The organism is Bacillus sp. ISL-34 (genome assembly GCF_018613325.1).
Classification (GTDB): domain Bacteria; phylum Bacillota; class Bacilli; order Bacillales; family DSM-1321; genus Peribacillus.
On record NZ_JAGGQJ010000041.1, the window covers coordinates 1,639 to 15,543 of the forward strand.

Annotated in this window: 17 protein-coding genes and 1 pseudogene; 13 read left to right on the forward strand and 5 right to left on the reverse strand. The window is 33.1% G+C overall.

All coding sequences use genetic code 11. The annotated features are described in order from the left end of the window. Positions 1 to 418: 418 nt before the first annotated feature. Both J7E52_RS25150 and J7E52_RS25155 read right to left on the reverse strand, forming a co-directional pair. Positions 419 to 1,102: a DUF4956 domain-containing protein gene (locus J7E52_RS25150; RefSeq protein ID WP_214751091.1), complete on the reverse strand. Its 684-nt coding sequence runs from the start codon at positions 1,100 to 1,102 to the stop codon at positions 419 to 421. Further along, positions 1,102 to 1,863: a polyphosphate polymerase domain-containing protein gene (locus J7E52_RS25155; RefSeq protein WP_214751093.1), complete on the reverse strand. Its 762-nt coding sequence runs from the start codon at positions 1,861 to 1,863 to the stop codon at positions 1,102 to 1,104. The genes J7E52_RS25150 and J7E52_RS25155 overlap by 1 nt, the downstream gene beginning before the upstream one ends. Before the next feature lie 368 nt (positions 1,864 to 2,231). Between J7E52_RS25155 and J7E52_RS27545 the strand changes: the two are divergent. After that, positions 2,232 to 2,615, forward strand: a pseudogene (locus tag J7E52_RS27545) (VOC family protein). A gap of 196 nt (positions 2,616 to 2,811) precedes the next feature. Next, positions 2,812 to 3,093 carry a hypothetical protein gene (locus tag J7E52_RS25165; RefSeq protein WP_214751095.1) on the forward strand — a complete coding sequence of 94 codons (282 nt, stop codon included), beginning with the start codon at positions 2,812 to 2,814 and terminating at the stop codon, positions 3,091 to 3,093. A gap of 198 nt (positions 3,094 to 3,291) precedes the next feature. Here the strand turns inward: J7E52_RS25165 and J7E52_RS25170 are convergent, their stop codons facing one another. Continuing rightward, positions 3,292 to 4,212 (reverse strand): DMT family transporter, encoded by a 921-nt coding sequence (locus J7E52_RS25170; protein ID WP_214751097.1) that lies wholly within the window; start codon positions 4,210 to 4,212, stop codon positions 3,292 to 3,294. Positions 4,213 to 4,263: 51 nt separating this feature from the next. Beyond that, positions 4,264 to 4,803, reverse strand: coding sequence for a flavodoxin family protein (locus J7E52_RS25175; RefSeq protein WP_214751099.1), 540 nt, complete (start codon positions 4,801 to 4,803; stop codon positions 4,264 to 4,266). Positions 4,804 to 4,946: 143 nt separating this feature from the next. On the opposite strand from J7E52_RS25175, the gene J7E52_RS25180 reads away from it, so the two are divergent. From J7E52_RS25180 to J7E52_RS25230, 11 genes are all read left to right on the forward strand, one after another. After that, positions 4,947 to 5,858 (forward strand): LysR family transcriptional regulator, encoded by a 912-nt coding sequence (locus tag J7E52_RS25180; RefSeq protein ID WP_214751101.1) that lies wholly within the window; start codon positions 4,947 to 4,949, stop codon positions 5,856 to 5,858. 393 nt (positions 5,859 to 6,251) lie between these two features. Further along, the gene (catA, locus tag J7E52_RS25185; protein ID WP_214751103.1) at positions 6,252 to 6,899 is read left to right on the forward strand and encodes a type A chloramphenicol O-acetyltransferase; all 648 of its coding nucleotides are present in this window, start codon (positions 6,252 to 6,254) and stop codon (positions 6,897 to 6,899) included. A gap of 134 nt (positions 6,900 to 7,033) precedes the next feature. Continuing rightward, positions 7,034 to 7,504, forward strand: a complete 471-nt coding sequence (locus J7E52_RS25190) for a UPF0158 family protein (protein ID WP_214751105.1) — start codon at positions 7,034 to 7,036, stop codon at positions 7,502 to 7,504. A gap of 645 nt (positions 7,505 to 8,149) precedes the next feature. Then, a complete protein-coding gene (locus J7E52_RS25195) occupies positions 8,150 to 8,668 on the forward strand; it encodes a DinB family protein (protein WP_214751107.1) in 519 nt (172 codons plus the stop codon). 177 nt (positions 8,669 to 8,845) lie between these two features. Continuing rightward, complete coding sequence (locus tag J7E52_RS25200) at positions 8,846 to 9,253, forward strand: GNAT family N-acetyltransferase (RefSeq protein WP_309476939.1); 408 nt, start codon at positions 8,846 to 8,848, stop codon at positions 9,251 to 9,253. Between the two features lie 72 nt (positions 9,254 to 9,325). Beyond that, the gene (locus J7E52_RS25205) at positions 9,326 to 9,886 is read left to right on the forward strand and encodes a histidine phosphatase family protein (protein WP_214751124.1); all 561 of its coding nucleotides are present in this window, start codon (positions 9,326 to 9,328) and stop codon (positions 9,884 to 9,886) included. A 244-nt stretch (positions 9,887 to 10,130) separates the two neighbouring features. Then, positions 10,131 to 10,919, forward strand: coding sequence for a class I SAM-dependent methyltransferase (locus tag J7E52_RS25210; protein ID WP_214751109.1), 789 nt, complete (start codon positions 10,131 to 10,133; stop codon positions 10,917 to 10,919). Between the two features lie 546 nt (positions 10,920 to 11,465). Continuing rightward, positions 11,466 to 11,639 (forward strand): Fe3+ hydroxamate ABC transporter substrate-binding protein, encoded by a 174-nt coding sequence (locus tag J7E52_RS25215; protein WP_214751111.1) that lies wholly within the window; start codon positions 11,466 to 11,468, stop codon positions 11,637 to 11,639. Between the two features lie 188 nt (positions 11,640 to 11,827). Further along, entirely contained in the window at positions 11,828 to 12,055 is a 228-nt protein-coding gene (locus J7E52_RS25220; protein WP_286198074.1) for a DUF3953 domain-containing protein, read from the forward strand. A gap of 81 nt (positions 12,056 to 12,136) precedes the next feature. Then, complete coding sequence (locus tag J7E52_RS25225) at positions 12,137 to 12,385, forward strand: hypothetical protein (protein WP_214751114.1); 249 nt, start codon at positions 12,137 to 12,139, stop codon at positions 12,383 to 12,385. Positions 12,386 to 12,603: 218 nt separating this feature from the next. After that, the gene (locus J7E52_RS25230) at positions 12,604 to 13,254 is read left to right on the forward strand and encodes a class I SAM-dependent methyltransferase (protein WP_214751115.1); all 651 of its coding nucleotides are present in this window, start codon (positions 12,604 to 12,606) and stop codon (positions 13,252 to 13,254) included. A 234-nt stretch (positions 13,255 to 13,488) separates the two neighbouring features. Here J7E52_RS25230 and J7E52_RS25235 read toward each other — a convergent pair. After that, the coding region (locus J7E52_RS25235) for a transposase (protein ID WP_214751117.1) at positions 13,489 to 13,905 on the reverse strand (417 nt) is incomplete at its 5' end.

Sequence of the window (13,905 nt, forward strand, 5' to 3'; positions counted from 1 at the left end):
TTTAATGTAATGTTATTTAGAGTTGAACCTATATATTTAGTTAAAACCCAAATATATTACGGTTTTAGTTTTGCAGCAGCTGCTCTTTATTGGTTTTGGGATTCTGTCTTCTTACAAAAGAAAAACTGAAATATCCTAGTTCTTCAGCTAACAGGGTGCGTTAGCTGAAGATCGGAGCTGTCTTTAAGGCAGCTTTTTCCTATGGAACATTCATGTCCCCAATGTACTTAACTTTGTGTCTTCGTACATGACTAAATCTCTACCACAGTGCTGTTTCTTATATTTGAAATTAAGAACAAGGTTAAGTTGTCTTATTTCAAAGAAATGATAAAGATTAAAGGATTGCCATGAAGGCAATCCAGATTAGAAAGTGTACCAATGAAGGGAAGTACTTTCCTGGACAGAAGAAGTACTTCTTTTATTTCTCTATATCTAAATAAGTTAGGGATACTTTTAAGTTCGCGTTTTTTTCTCGAATGCGGTCAAGCAATTCTTTGTCTTTTGTCGCATTCTTACTTCGAATAATATAGGTATATAAAATCATTGTACCCAAATTGGTTGTTTCTACCTGACATAGAATATGACTCTCTGTATATTTTTCAAATATGTCATCAAGCAAATTTTGATAATTCAAGTTCTCAGGAACGGTAACTTTTAAAACTTGTGTATCTTTTCCTTTTCCATACTGAAATTTGTATAGTAGGTAAAATATTAAACTTGAAAATAAGGTTAAGACGATGGCTAGATCGAAATGAAACAGTCCACTTGTCATCCCTACACATAGACCAAAAAAGATATAAGCGATGTCTTTTGCATCTGTTACTGCACTTCTAAACCGGATGAGTGAGAATACAGCAAATAATCCAAAAGCTACGCCTGCATTTCCACTAATCACATTCATGACAACAGATACAATTACACTCATCATAATAATCGTATGAACAAATGCTTGGGAATACCGCGCTCCAGTAAAGGTTAATTGATATACTTTTGTAATGACTAGACTTAATACCGTTGCCGTCAGCATGGCCAATAGGGTCATATATATTTTTGTTCCACTTCCAACATCACTCGTTGAAAAAAACTGATTTAAAAAATCCATTATTCCCCTCCCCTAACTAGTACGTCTTCTTTCGTAATTCCAATTGGAATATCTTTACTTTTTAATAACTCTGAACTCGCGCAATACTTTGAAATACTTCCTTGTTCGCAGTTTAAATCCTGTAATATACGCGTCAGCCATAACGGAACACTATCATTTACTTTCACTTCTAGTACGACTAGATTAGGATCAATAAAGTTTTCGCCTTGTGAACCGTTTTCCAAAAACAGATCATCATTACGGCAGCGTAAATTTAAGTCAAATGTTACACGCAAATCAGGGTCAAATAATCCATGAAACGCATGTCGATCGTAAATTATAATCATCTCAGGCTGTAAGTTATACAAATGTCGAAAATGATGAATTTCCCGCAATACCTGTGTATTCGATGTCTCATAATCCTCTAATATCTCTTCTGATGAGTATAAATAGCGATAAGCTTCAGCTAAGGGAAGAACCAATCGTCTTTTGTTTACTACCTTTTTATGCTTTTGTTTTATTTCAAAAAAAGCAGTACCGTTAATATCCGTGTTCTCGTATACACGTAAACGAAGCTTTTGGCGAAATTTTAATTTGTTCTTTGTTTCAAAGTAAATTTTGTTATCTGGGCTTTCAAAATATAAACTTTTTACGGTATATTTGCCGTCCGTCCCATATTTATCTGAGCGCATATAAGAAGATATATACTCCACTAATTCCGCATACTGTTCTTTTGTAATTAAATACTTCTGCTCTCTCCTTCTAAAAATTTCAATGACCATTTTTCTTCATTTTCCTTTCTTATCCTTATAATTATTACTGATCTATTTTTAAATCCGAACTCCATCAATCACTACGTCCACTGCAAAAAATATCTTACAGCTTGATCTTTGTATCAGTACCAATAAATACATCATCTTTATTACTGATAGATTTTCGAAAAAGGAAAAAATTATAACATCCCTTGTCTTATAAAATTGGTTTTAAATGAAAGAACCCCTATATTCTATGAACATACTGGACTAGCTGATTGTGCTTTTAAAGGATCTTTTGCAACTATAGGGGCAGGTTTGTTCAAGAGAAAATCTTGTTTTATATAGAAATTAGGTATATGTCTACATAGTAAAGAAAAGAATTGGAGTGAATTAGTTTGGAGCTGACACACACACGATTATTAGTAAATAATTATAAAGAATGTTTTTTGTTTTATAGAAATGTTTTAGGTTTTGAGGTTACTTGGTGAAATGAAGATTCTTTATATGCTGAATTTAAATTTAGTGGTTGTACCTTAGGACTGTTTGAGAGGAAACAAATGCTTGAAGCAATAGGTGCTGAGAGTGTCTCTTATACTCATAATACTGATAAAATTGCTTTAATTTTCAAGGTCGATAATGTTGAAGAGAAATATAAGGAATTAAAAGAAAAGGTTGAATTCATAACAAAGCCTTCTGCACAAAAAGGCTGGGGAATTAAAGTAGCTCATTTTAGAGATCCTGAGGGTTCACTAATTGAAGTCTATGAGAGTATTGAATAAATTTTATAACTGTTCGATGCCTTAACAAGGCATCGTCTTTTTAACGGATTGGAGGAAGTTTGTAAAATATATTACTTAAACTAACGGGTGCGTTAGCTGAAGATCAGAGCTGTCATTAAGGCAGCTTAGTTCAACAAGGATTTTACCAATATTTGTAGAATGTTCTTTATTACCAACAATTTTAGGAGGGGGTAACTTGAACAAAAACAAAGTAGGTTGGTTGTTTTTAGGGCTTGCAGGGTGTTTAGGCTTATTATTTATTATGATGGCAGGGGAAGGTTACGGTTTATCTACTAGTAGAATAGACGGGAATATGCAGTTGAATTTTTTAGGGATAAAAATCGCTGACGGTATTACAACAACCGCAAGATGGAACCAGTACGGAACATATTTTTATCTATGGAGTTTAGTACCATTAACTTTAACTATTTTCTGTTATCGTAAATTTTTAAAATTTGTACCAACTATTTCAAACTAATATATATGAGTAGCTGTCTTTTAGGACGGCTTTTTTTATTTATTGTTAAGATTGTGAAAGATTGTACTTAAACTAACAGGTGCGTTAGCTTAAGATCGAAGCTGTCTTTAAGGCAGCTTTTTCTTTATGGAACTATCGGGGCAGAATAGTTCCATTAGCTGATTTTTTTTGGGTTTAAAGACACATATTGAAATTATTTTATTTTGTATTATCCTCGCCATTTCTACGTGAATATTGATTGTTTAAATATAATTTTATTTTAGATAGAGATTCCTTATCAATTTGAGAAATTAAAATACCAAGTATCACAATACAACAGCCAATAAAATCTCTAAAGGTAAAAACTTCCCCAAATAATAAAACTGCAAACAGAGCAGCAAAGATGGGTTCCAGAGCAAAAATTAACCCAATATGTGTTGAAGTTGTGTATTTTTGTGCTATGGATTGACAAACAAATCCCACAGCACTGCAAAATATACCTAGTCCTATGATAGCAATCCACGGGATAAGAGAAGATGGTAAAGAAGGGTTTTCAAAGACGAAACTACAAATCATTGCTAATAAACCTGCAAAACCTAATTGAAGTATACCAAGTGTTAGGGCATCATTTTGCTTAGTTAGTTTCCCCGTTAATATGATGTGAATCGCATAACAAAAAGCACCGATTATGCATAAAAGGTCTCCAAGATTTATACTGAATGAGTGTTCTATGGTTAATAACCCTATGCCAGTCAAAGTAAAAACTAAACCAACACGAATCGTCCAAGGCGGTAAACGCTTAATTAAAACGCAATTAATTAATGGTACGAAAATAACTGTAAAACTTACAAGAAATCCTGAATTAGAAGCAGACGTCATACTAACCCCAAATGTAATAAATGTAAAAACCCCGAATAATGCAAAACCTAGTATAAATGAGGAGATAATCGCTTGTTTAGTAACCTTCATTATTCGTTTATAAAATAGGAACCCTGTAATAATAAAAGCCATTAAAAATCTAAGTGAAATAATGTTGAATGTCTGAAGCGACATAAGCCCCATCTTCATAAAAACATAACCAGCGCCCCCAAAAATATTTACGATTACCATCATAATATTAGCTTTTGTTTGATTACTCATTAACTTCAGACCAACCTTTTTCGTTTTTATTATTCTTACGGTCGTTATGAATTATTTTAATTTTCCCCGAAGTTGTTCAGCCTTGAATAGTGCCTCTGTGTCTTGATAGATGTCTTCTGGTTTGTTCGCATTTCCAAGAATATATCCCGCAAATTCAATTCCAACAAAATCAAAAATGTACTTAAATTGTTGAATCATAGGCAGTCCTTTAATGTGAGGGTCGTCTCCTCCAACAGCAATAACAAATGCTTTTTTAGAAGCCAGTTCATTCTTGAAATCAGGATATTTTGGGTCCCTTAAGGTTTGTGACCATCGGTCGATAAAGTTTTTCATTGTTCCTGACATGCTATACCAATAAATCGGAGTAGAGAATACTAGAATGTCATTTGGAAGAATCCGTTCGATTATGGAATTATAATCATCATTTCTGTCCTGAAAGCCATCTTTTGAATGACGCATGTCTATAATTGGCTTGATATTATAATCTCTTAAGTAAATCTTTTCTGTAACCATACCTTGAATTACGTGTTCTGTCAGCATCTCCGTATTGCCATTGGGACGGGTCCCCCCATATATGACTGCTATTTTCATTCTTCATTTCTCCTTTCAGCTATATTAAGTGGTTTTCTAGTTGTTTCTTTATTACTTATATCTTATATTTAATTTAAAAATAGATACAGATGATTATTTTGATTGATTCAATCGAAAAAAACGATTATAAAGAGGCGGGAAATATGGATATTAAACAATTGATAACTTTTAAAAATGCCGCAGAAAATTTGAACTTTACCCAGACTGCAAAAATTTTAAATTTTGCACAATCAAGTGTAACTGCCCAAATTAAAGCTCTCGAAGATGAAATGGGTAAACCCTTATTTGAGCGTCTAGGAAAACGATTGATTTTAACAGAGGCTGGACACAAGTTTAAACTATATGCTGAAAAGATGATAAGACTAAACGAAGAAGCGATCATGGCTGTGAACGGAGAAGAAGAACCAACTGGCACCTTAATAATTGGTGCCCAAGAGAGCCAGTGTACCTATCGTTTACCTCCAATTCTTAAAGAATTCAAAGCTACATTTCCCAAAGTTAAACTCATCTTTAAGCCTGCACATTCTGACGAAATGGCGAGAATTCATCTTATGGAGGGTTTAGTAGATGTTGCCTTTATTATGGATATAAGTAAGCCTGAGGGATCATTAAGAGTGGAGCAACTTATCAAAGAGGAGTTCAAAATGGTCATCGCACCAAATCATCCCAAACCAGTGCTCTCGATAGATGACCTTAAGGATGAGACTCTTTTGCTTACAGAAATGGGATGTTCTTACAGGATGATGTTCGAAGACTCCCTTAAATCGGCAGGAGTATACCCACTGGATAAAATAGAATTTAGTAGTATCGAGGCAATCAAACAATGTGTAATAGCAGGACTAGGAATAGCGCTATTACCAGGGATGGTAGTGAAAAAAGATATTAAGGAGGGGAGAATGAAGGAAATACCATGGAAGGATTCCACATCTTCACTTTTTACTCAAATTGCTTGGCATAAAGATAAATGGATGACTCCTCCTTTAGAGGCATTTATTAATATAACTCGTAAGATTTTTTTATCCGATGACTACTTCAACCAAAAGGGTTTTTCTTAGTAACGGCAACCCTTTTTACTACCTTTTGGGGCGTACTTTACATTAATAAATTTACCCATCAGTAAGACAAAAGTATTTGTGAAGGGATCCTGGCAGCGACAGTAAATCCATTTTGGTTTCAATGATAGTACGTGGTCTGAAAATAGAGATTGTGAAGAATTGTACTTAAACTAATGGGTGCGTTAGCTGAAGATTAGAGCTGTCTAGATAGCTTTTTATTTATGCAACTAAAGGGGCAGTTAGTTGAAGAAAGTAATATCTGTAAGTTGATTTTAGTCTAGGAATACTTGATAATGTTGTGGTATAAATTAGTTTACAAAAGGATGATTGTCATGAAAAAAGCAGAGGAAATAGCCTCCTAAATCAAATAAAACATATTAGGAGGCGTTATATATGAAATTCAATATAATTGATCGTGAAAATTGGTATCGAAAAGAGTATTTCGAACACTATTTACAACAACAAACAACGTTCAGTATAACGAATGAAATTAATATTACTGTTCTTATGAAGAACTTAAAGAAGAAGAATTATAAGTTATATCCTGCGTTTATTTTTATGGTTACAAATATAGTTAATTCCCATCGAGAATTTAAAACAAGTTTTAACCCAGAAGGGAATTTAGGTTATTGGTCAGAAATTTTGCCTTCTTATACAATTTTTGATAAGAAGACATACACATTTTCTAGCATCTGGTCCCCAAATGTAAGTAGGTTTTCTGAATTTCATTCTCAGTATGAAAAAGATGTAGAAGAATACAATGGTACGGGTAGTTTATTTCCAAAGACTCCTGTACCAGATAATAATATTCCGATATCTATGATCCCTTGGAGTTCTTTTAAAGCATTTAATTTAAATATTAATAATGGTGGAGATTTTCTCTTACCCATTATAACTGGGGGTAAATATTCACAAATAAAAGATGAGTGGTTCTTACCTGTTTCGTTACAAATTCATCATGCTGTTTGTGATGGTTATCATGCAAGTGTTTTTATGAATGACTTACAATGGTTTGCTGATGTAAGTGCAGACTGGCTCTAGTTGTTCATTGGGAAAATATCTAAAAGGGGAACTGTGAAAGCAGTTCCTTTTTTATAGAATTACAATCAAAGTTTGTTAATAAATGTACTTAAACTAACGGGTGCATTAGTAAAAAATTGAAGGGTGATCAATAATTGAGAAATCCATTAAAGATTCAGGCTATTATTGAAGAATTGGAAATGCAGTTTGATGAGTCTCGCACATTTTTAAATGTAAAAACTGGTGAAATCATTTCAGTAACTTTGGATGACTTGAGAGCAACTGAAGATGAAGAAGAATTCGGGCATTTACCTGAGTGGGAACAAGAAGATAGAAAAGTTGCTAAAGATGTATTTGAAAACTTTGAGAATTACAAGGAACTCCCAACAAAATATGAAGTAAATGAATATGAGATCATAGAAGACTTTTGCTTTACTGTTAGTGATGAAAGAAAGCAAGATAAATTATTAAGTTCAATTAAGGGGAAGGGTGCTTTTAGAAGGTTTAAGGACAAAATCATTGACTTTGAAATGGAGGACCAATGGTATTCTTATCGTGACGAACGATATAAACAAATTGCGATTAAATGGTGTCTAGACAATAACATAAACTTTATTGATAATTAGACTTTAAAATGTATGGCACGAGACCTATGGCTGAATAAGGTGATTGCTCTTTGTTCAACTAACGGGTGCGTTAGTTTATTAAGGAAGACAAAAAAGATCAGCATTTTTTATTAAAGAATAATCCAATTTAATAGTAGTTAAGGGCATGTTTTGATACTCTTTTTTCAAAACATGCCCTTTCTATTTATTCATTTATCAAGGTTTCTTGTATTAGTTTGATCAAACTTTGTTTCAACTCTACAATAAGATAGATTTTAATAGGTTATTGGACGTAGAATAATGAACAGCGTTTTATGACGTGAATAGTAACAAAAAAAGAGTTATTCAAAGTGCCATGACATGTGTTCAGATAAGGACGAGTTTTATTACAAACAAATAATAACTTCTTTTAAATTAAAATCTTATTTATGAACAAATAACAGATAGCTAATGGTGATTTTTTAGTTTTGTTCAGCAATCTGGCCAAATTGTTGAATAAAAAGGGAGGAATTTCTAAGAGTGAAGAGAATACAGGGGATATGCTTTTAGCCAAGTGACATGGAAGTGGAGTGGTCAGGCATAATTTCAAAAGGATGGATTCCACTGCCGGCATTTGTCAGTAAAGTTACTTTACCTATTCGAAGAAAGATGGAGGAGGAATCTTTGATGAAAAAACATCATGCAATACAGTTGTATGATTATCATGTTTGGGCGAACAACAAATTTCTCGGAAGATTGAAGGAATTGCCACAGGAAATTTATGATCGGGAACTTCAAAGTATTTTTCCCTCGATTGCGGAGACTCTCGTTCATATTTATACGGCAGATACACTTTGGTTTGGTGTGATGCATGAAAAAAGTATGGATGAGATTCAAGCTTCCATCGCTCAGGCACAAGAGAAAACAAAGAATAAGGGTTTTGAGGAAATGGAAATGTTGTTTCATCATTTGTCACAGGAGTATCAAGAATTTCTTAACAATGAAAGTGATTTGGATAAAGAGATTTTCCCTGAACATCCTAAATTCGGACGTTTAGATACTCATCTTTCCGAATTGGTTCAGCATGTAGTCAACCACGGAACGTATCATCGCGGAAATCTTACGGCGATGATACGTCAACAGGGTTACCAAAGTGTACCTACTGATTATGTTTTATATCTTTATGAAATCAGCTCAACAAAATAGTTTTTTGTTTAAATTCAGTCTGAAGATGATAAACAAAATATTTTTTCGCAAACGGGCGCTTTTCTGAAATAAGGAAAGCGTCTTCCTTCATGAAAAGGGCCATTTAATTGAAGAAGAGGTTGCATAAAACAACTTTTTAGATAGACGTCAGGAGCAATTGAGCTGCTAAAAGGATATGTGCACGATTTACATTCAAATTTATATCCTAAATACTTTAAGGAATATAACTATGAAAGCGTGAAGGAAGTTTTCAAAAGTCTGGTTAATAACGAAAGTTTCATTTTCCTTTTGTTAGAAGATAATGAAGAAGCTCTTGGCTATGCTTGGATAGAGATGAGAGAATATCCAGAAAATGCGTTTAAAAAAGGATATAAGTCTGTTTATGTACACCAGATTAGCATAGTAGAAACTAAGAGGAATAAGGGTTATGGTTCAAGTCTTATGGAATGTATATATGAAATGGCGATCGATCGAGGAATAGATTTAATAGAATTAGATTATTGGTTTGAGAACAGTGTTGCAAAGGACTTCTATAAAAAGCAAAATTTTATAAAATACAGAGAATTTGTTTATAAAGAACTGTAATTCTTACGGAACTAAAGGAGCAGTTTAGTTACACAAGGAAAATTAAAGATTTAATTGGGGGATACCTGTATGATAAAAAAGATTTATGTTGTGAGACATTGTGAAGCACAAGGCCAACCTTCGGAAGCACATCTAACAAAAAAAGGATTGAAACAAGCGAAATATTTATCTGAATTTTTCTCCAATACTAAAATTGATCGAATCATATCAAGTCCATTTTTACGTGCTATTCAATCAGTAGAACCAATAAGTGAGAAAATAAACTTAAAAATAGAGATTGATGAACGTTTGTCAGAACGCACATTAAGTACAACGGACTTACCTGACTGGTTTGAAAAACTTAAAGCAACGTTCAATGATATGGAGTTGAAATTTGAAGGAGGAGAGTCGAGTCAAGAAGCAATGAACCGAATAGTAAGCGTTGTAGATGAAGTTTTTAAAGGTGAAACTGAAAACACAATAATCGTTACTCACGGAAATTTAATGTCTTTACTGCTAAAGAATTATAATAATAACTTTGATTTTGAATGTTGGAGGGATCTTAGTAATCCTGACGTCTTTCAATTAACTTTTACAAAAAATGATGTAAATATGGAACGTATATGGCAAGAAGAAACAATAATAAATATTTGATTAGGCGTATTATTTTGTTCAACTAACAAGTGCTTTACTCAATAAGGGAGTTGCATTGGCAGCTCTTTTTCTTATATTTGTGAAGGATTGTACTTAAACTAACGGGTGCGTTAGCTGCAGATCGGAGCTGTCTTTAAGGCAGCTCTTTCTTATGGAACTATCGGGGCAGGTTAGTTCCATAAGGGTGAATACATAATATGTTATAATTTGAATAGTTTGGAAAATGTTCCTTGGAGGGATATGGATGGAAGTGAATTTTGGAAATGTGGCAAAAAATTACGCTCAATATAGAAATGACTTACCTGTTGAGTTATTGGAAAGTTTAAAACTTAGAGGAATAGATTTTAACAATAAAAAAGTGGTGGATTTGGGTTCTGGGACGGGAGTATTAAGTCGAGTTTTACATAATGAGGGTGCAGCTGTTGTGGGAGTAGAACCTTCAGCAGAATTAATAGAACAAGCGAAAGTAATTGATAAGAGTGAAGGTAATATTATTGAGTATATAAATACATACGCTGAATCTACAACGTTAGATAATGGTTTGTTTGATTATGTAACTGTTTTAAGAGCATGGCACTGGTTTAATCGGGAAAAAACCCTAGATGAAATTAAAAGAATTCTGGCGAAAAAGGGTAAATTGATTGTAATGGATTCAGGGTTTATATCAAAAAGTAAAGTTATAGATGATACACTTCAAATTATTAAAGCACATATGCCAAATGAAGAGTTAAAACCGGCTGGCACTAAGGCTGAATCAAAACAGTTTATCAATGGATTTCCAGTTGAGTGGTTTAAGGAATGGCAGGAACATAAATTTGACTTAAAAGAAACATATAAGTTCAATTACACAGTATCTTTTACAAATGAAGACTGGTGTGGAAGAGTTGGTTCTCTATCTTGGCTTTCAGGATTTACAGAAAATCAACGAAATGAAATACTTGATGAAATCTTTACTCATTTAGTAAAAGAATATGGAGACATTCAACATAATATCGAACATGGATGCTTTATAACTATATTGAATCATTTATAAATGTCTCTTGGGGGTCAATTTGTTTATTGTCTTATGGCACTAACGGGGCAGGATAGTTCCATAAGATGTATAATATTGGAAGGGGGGGTCTGATGTTAATCAGAGAGGCGAAATCTGAGGTGCTGAAAGTTTCGATTGACTAATGAAACTAGTTGAAACTGAGGCTGATTTTATGCGTATAGTAGGAGGTTGAAAAGTGGAATTCTTATTTTGGATAACTATTACAAATATTTTAATTGGATTTGTTCTGGCTTATATAACAAGAAATATGGAAAGTAAAAAAAGTACCAAAGTTCAATCTTCAGTTTGGGGGATAATGTGTATTATTCTTATATTATGGTGGTTATTTACTAAATGAATAAATGGGATTTAGGAGTAGCTTTCTAAATCAATTATATAGGTCCCTAGAACGCTGATTATGGTAACTAAGGTTTCACATATAACTGTTTGATCATTAAAAAAGGGCAGGATAGTAGTAGAAACTTTTATAAAAGTTATTCGTAAAGATATGAAGAGGTATTAACATTACATAGAGGTGATTTAGTCGTGTTATGGGATAAACCAAAATGTACTATTTGTGATAAAGAGATTAAGGGAGATGACGTTTTTTTTGTAAAAATGCGTTATCCAAAGCGAAAAGGTTTTACTGAAATAAAAGCATATTTAAGAAACGAAGGTAAATTCATTTGTGAAGACTGTTTTAATAATAAATCATACTAAATACTATTCAACTAACGGGTGCGTTAGCTGAGGATCAGAGCTGTCTTTAAGGCAGTTTTTTCTTTATGCAACTAACGAGGTAGTGAAAGAAGGAATTCCCATTTTTCACACAAATGAAAAGGTGTTAATTGGTATGATTTAAAAAGAAATTGTACAGAAAATTCTTAGGGGGAAATATATTCTTGAAAATGGTTAGAATTATTTTAGCAATAGTGGTTATTGTTCTATCAGGTTATGGTCTAATAACTCAAACCTATGAGTTGTTGCCGTATTGTATGTTTTTCCTTGGGGCATTTACGGTGATGACAGGATTAGCCCAACTTCAAAAAGACAGAAAAGGATTTTTGGGGTATATGAATATTGTTATCTCTTTATTTATTTTCTTTGCTTCCATACAGGATTTATTAATGAACTAACGGGTGCGTTAGCTTAAGATCGGACCTGTCTTTAAGGCAGCCTTTTCTTTATGGAACTAATAGTAGGAGGAAGTGTAAAATATGATTGAATATAAAGGTGGTAAAGAATATTGGAACGGACGTAAGTGCGATAGTAATTTTGTATTTCGTACATTAGCAGATATGTTCCCTCAAGATTATGAGTTATATATAAAAGAATCAAAAGAATACAAAAAAAAGCATATAGTTCTACACTGTTCTAATTGTAATTATGATTGGGTGAATTATGATACTGATATTTCTACAGCCCAATGTCCTACCTGCAAATCAATGAAGTTTCTAAAATTATAAGCCCTTATTTAGACTTTGTGATTGTGAATAAATGTACTTAAACTAACGGGTGCGTTAGTTCCACAAGAAGGCCGCCAATTGGGGGCCTTTTTAAAGTAAAAAAACACTCATAACTAAAGATCTGGATAGTGTATTTTGAAATAGCCCTGAATTATTAGTTGGAAGGATATTTGAAAAATTTGTAGAAAACAATACTTTAACAATCGGAGGTGACAAAAATGAAACAGAATATATGGGAGCAAGAATATAAAAGTGTTGATAGTTTATGGGGATTCAATCCTAGTAGTACCTTATCTAAATATGTTGAAATGCTTCCTGGAAATGGAGAGGTTTTAGACATTGGTATTGGAGAAGGGAGAAATGCTCTCTTTTTTGCTAAACAAGGATTTGCTGTTGAGGGTATTGATATTTCGAAAACAGCAGTAGAACGGTGTTTGGAACTTTCAAAAGAGCACAATTTAAATGTTAACGCTAAAGTTCAGGATATTACTTCTTTTGAGATTGAACCAAATAAATATTCTTTAATCATACTTTCTAATGTACTTAATTTTTTTTCTGATAAGGATATTAAAATCATTATCGAAAAGGTAAAAAATGGGTTGATTAAAAATGGATTAGTATATATTAATGCTTTTGATGATAAAGAACCCGGTAGAGAGAGAGCTTTAGAGAAGTATGAACAGTTAGCTGAACATACATTTTATGATGAACGTTCAAATTTGTTTCTTCATTATTTTACAAGAAGTGAATTAGAAGGCTTTTTTGCCGATTATAAAACGATTAGCTTGTCTCAGTCTTACTCTATGGACATTTCGCACGGTCAACCTCATTTCCATAGCACATTAGAAATAATGTCACAAAAGTCTTAAAAAAGTTATCATTCTTATTACACTAATAACTGTGTTAGCTCCTGAAAAAGGCCATCAAATGATGGCCTTTTGAATGTAAAAAAATATCCTTAATTAACTAAACCAGCTAATAGTTAGTCAACATTTTTCAATGAAAACTTAAAATATTTCATGCTATACTAAATTTGTGCATGCCAAATAACCTTCCAATGACCGTATTTGGAAAGTTTTGTGCTATTTAGTTATACTTTTAAACTAGGTTAGATCTTGGAAAGTCGAGTTATTTTGTAATAGTGCATAAATCCATTGTAGAAGCTTATTAGCACATGCTATCACAGCTACTTTAAAGGGCTTTCCTTCTTCACGTTTCTTATCATAGAACTCTCGTAATCTCTTGTTCCGAGGGATGATTTCATCTGTCGTTTTATTCTTGCGACAATCACGAATGGCACAACGAACGGCCATATATAAGGCATGTCGTAGTCTGCCAGAACCTCTTTTGGTAATTCGATTTACTGTGCCTTTAAATTTACCTGATTCAAAGATACTTGGATCAATTCCGGCAAATGCCACTAGTTTTTTAGGGTGATTAAACCGATCAATCTCTCCAATTTCAGAAATAATCGTTGCAGCGATTTTTTCACCGATTCCAGGGATGGATTGGATAATCTT

Coding starts and splice junctions, on each gene's coding strand:
- J7E52_RS25150 (WP_214751091.1), bottom strand. CDS start 1,102: ATGGATTTTTTAAATCAGTTTTTTTCAACGAGTGATGTTGGAAGTGGA.
- J7E52_RS25155 (WP_214751093.1), bottom strand. CDS start 1,863: ATGGTCATTGAAATTTTTAGAAGGAGAGAGCAGAAGTATTTAATTACA.
- J7E52_RS25170 (WP_214751097.1), bottom strand. CDS start 4,212: ATGAGTAATCAAACAAAAGCTAATATTATGATGGTAATCGTAAATATT.
- J7E52_RS25175 (WP_214751099.1), bottom strand. CDS start 4,803: ATGAAAATAGCAGTCATATATGGGGGGACCCGTCCCAATGGCAATACG.
- J7E52_RS25180 (WP_214751101.1), top strand. CDS start 4,947: ATGGATATTAAACAATTGATAACTTTTAAAAATGCCGCAGAAAATTTG.
- catA (WP_214751103.1), top strand. CDS start 6,252: ATGAAATTCAATATAATTGATCGTGAAAATTGGTATCGAAAAGAGTAT.
- J7E52_RS25195 (WP_214751107.1), top strand. CDS start 8,150: ATGAAAAAACATCATGCAATACAGTTGTATGATTATCATGTTTGGGCG.
- J7E52_RS25210 (WP_214751109.1), top strand. CDS start 10,131: ATGGAAGTGAATTTTGGAAATGTGGCAAAAAATTACGCTCAATATAGA.
- J7E52_RS25220 (WP_286198074.1), top strand. CDS start 11,828: ATGGTTAGAATTATTTTAGCAATAGTGGTTATTGTTCTATCAGGTTAT.
- J7E52_RS25225 (WP_214751114.1), top strand. CDS start 12,137: ATGATTGAATATAAAGGTGGTAAAGAATATTGGAACGGACGTAAGTGC.
- J7E52_RS25230 (WP_214751115.1), top strand. CDS start 12,604: ATGAAACAGAATATATGGGAGCAAGAATATAAAAGTGTTGATAGTTTA.